Genomic DNA, 2862 nt, shown 5'->3' with positions numbered 1-2862 from the left:
GGCACACGGAGCCAAACAGCGTTTAATATGATGTTCCAGACAAGGGCGCTTGGCATCCAGACGGCGGCAGGAGCGCAGAGGAAACAAATTTTTCAAGAGTTTCAGTGTTTCGTGCACTGCCCCCGCGCTGGTATATGGTCCAAAATATCTGGCCCCGTCTTTTAATACCTTGCGGGTGGCATATACCAAAGGATAGTCTTCATTAGTCACTTTAATATAAGGATAGGTTTTGTCATCCCGTAGGCTGATATTGTATTTGGGCCGATGTTTTTTGATCAAATTGCATTCAAGGATCAGAGCTTCTATTTCGGAAGCCGTAATAATATACTCCAGATCAGCAATCCGTGCCACCATAGCTAATACTTTGGGAGAATGATTACGGCTGGACTGAAAATAAGATCTCACCCGATTTTTTAAGTTAATGGCTTTGCCGACATAAATGATCCGGCCTTTATCGTCTTTCATTAGATAAACGCCAGGCTTATCAGGCAATAACGCCAGTTTTTCTTCTACTGCAGGGGATATCACAGGTATGGCCGGACACCTCCTTACCTATTGCCGCGGCCCGCGCGCCAGAATCGGAGCTAAAAACTGGCCGGTATATGACTGAGGTACGGTTATCACTTCTTCGGGAGTACCTTGAGCAACAATGGTACCACCCCGGTTGCCTCCCTCAGGCCCCAAATCAATAATATAGTCGGCAGTTTTAATCACATCGAGATTGTGTTCGATAACCACAACGGTATCGCCACCATCCACCAGGCGCTGCAAAACCTCCAACAGACGGTGAATGTCTGCAGTATGCAAACCAGTAGTCGGTTCATCAAGAATATATAAAGTTTTTCCGGTACTACGCCGTGCCAGCTCAGTTGCAAGCTTAACCCTTTGTGCCTCTCCACCGGAAAGTTGAGTTGCCGGCTGGCCAAGCTTAATATATCCCAACCCTACGTCTTGTAATATCTGCAACTTGCGGTAAATTTTAGGGATATTTTGGAAAAACTCAGCAGCTTCATCCACTACCATGTCCAAAACCTGGGCAATATTTTTCCCTTTATAATGCACTTCCAGTGTCTCGCGATTATAGCGGGCACCTTTGCACACCTCACAGGGTACATAGACATCAGGCAAGAAATGCATTTCGATCTTAATAATCCCGTCCCCTTTACAGGCTTCGCAGCGACCGCCTTTGACGTTAAAACTAAAGCGGCCCGGACGGTAGCCGCGCATCTTGGCTTCTGCCGTCTGGCTGAACAGCTCCCGGATACTATCGAACAAACTCGTATAAGTTGCCGGATTGGAACGCGGTGTCCGGCCAATAGGTGACTGGTCAATTTCAATAATTTTATCAATGTATTCTAGGCCGTAAATTGCATCATGCGCTCCCGGCCGCGCACGGCTAGTACGGTATAGCTGGCTTACTAAACCCTTATATAAAATTTCGTTGACCAATGTACTTTTACCTGAGCCAGATACTCCGGTAACAGCGGTAAATACTCCTAAAGGAAACCGGACATTGACCTTTTTAAGATTGTTTTCTCTGGCTCCAATAATTTCTATCCATTTACCATTAGGCTGCCGGCGAACCGCCGGTACCGGAATCGCTTTGCGCCCGCTCAAATACTGACCGGTCACCGAGGCTTCACAGGCTTTGATATCATCAACAGTACCTTGGGCGACGATTTCCCCGCCCTTGGCACCGGCAGCCGGACCAATATCAATAATATGATCAGCCGCATACATGGTATCTTCGTCATGCTCAACCACCAGCAGCGTATTTCCCAGGTCACGCAAACGCTTTAGCGTGTCTAAGAGACGGTTATTATCGCGCTGATGCAGGCCAATGCTAGGCTCATCCAAAATATACAGCACCCCGACAAGCCCTGAACCAATTTGGGTCGCCAAGCGGATGCGCTGGGCTTCGCCGCCAGAAAGCGTGCCAGCAGCCCGGTCAAGTGTCAGATAATCTAACCCGACATTGATCAAAAAGCCCAGACGGGCACGAATCTCTTTTAAAATTTGGTTAGCAATGATTTTTTCCCGCTCAGTAAGCTCCAGTTTGCTGAAAAACTCTTGGCACTCAGCCACTGTCAGGCGGGTGACTTCATAGATACTTTTACCGCCAACCTTGATGGCCAACGCTTCTGGTTTAAGTCTTGCCCCTTTGCACCTCGGACAAGGTTTAGAACTCATGAATTCTTCAATCTCTTCTCTGGCATAGTCGGAGGTAGATTCGCGGTGCCGCCGGGAAAGCAGCGGCAAGACTCCTTCAAATACCGAGTGGTAGGTTTTGGTTTCACCATACATATTTTCATACCGGAAAGTAAACTTCTCATCCCCGCTACCGTGCAGAATAATTTCCTGCAAATGCTCTGGAAGGCTCTCCCAGGTATCATACAGAGTCTTCCCATGGCGCTCAAGTACGGCCTCCAACTGACACATAAAATAGGAATTGGCGTTTTTGCTCAGTGCGGCAATGGCCCCGTCAATAAATGATTTGCTAGGATCAGGAATGACTAGTGCCGGATCAAGTTCTAGATTGTTGCCAAGACCTGTACAGTCTGGGCAGGCGCCATAAGGACTATTAAACGAAAACATTCGTGGTGCAATCTCCGGCAAACTAATCCCGCAATCTACACAGGCAAAATTTTGGCTAAATATAAGTTCCTTAGTGCCGCCAACATCGACGGTAAGAATGCCGCCTCCCAAATCAAGCGCAGTCTCAATCGAATCCGCTAGGCGGGTTGTTATTCCGTCACGTACAACAATCCGGTCTACTACTACCTCGATAGTATGTTTTTTATTTTTATCCAGCCTAATCTCATCCGTAATATCACGGATTTCACCGTCTACCCGCACCCGGAC

Annotated in this window: 2 protein-coding genes; both read right to left on the bottom strand. The window is 47.7% G+C overall.

Going from position 1 to position 2862, the window contains the following annotated elements; translation table 11 throughout:
• Nucleotides 1–525 (bottom strand): GIY-YIG nuclease family protein (locus AC29Z1_RS15980; protein WP_488272448.1); only part of this gene is annotated, 525 nt, incomplete at its 3' end.
• Nucleotides 526–552: 27 nt separating this feature from the next.
• Nucleotides 553–2862 (bottom strand): excinuclease ABC subunit UvrA (gene uvrA / locus AC29Z1_RS15975; RefSeq protein WP_488272447.1); only part of this gene is annotated, 2310 nt, incomplete at its 5' end.

The sequence above is a fragment of the Sporomusa sp. genome, assembly GCF_057736855.1.
Note: the sequence above shows the minus strand (reverse complement) of the source record. Positions and strands in the feature narration are given on the sequence as shown.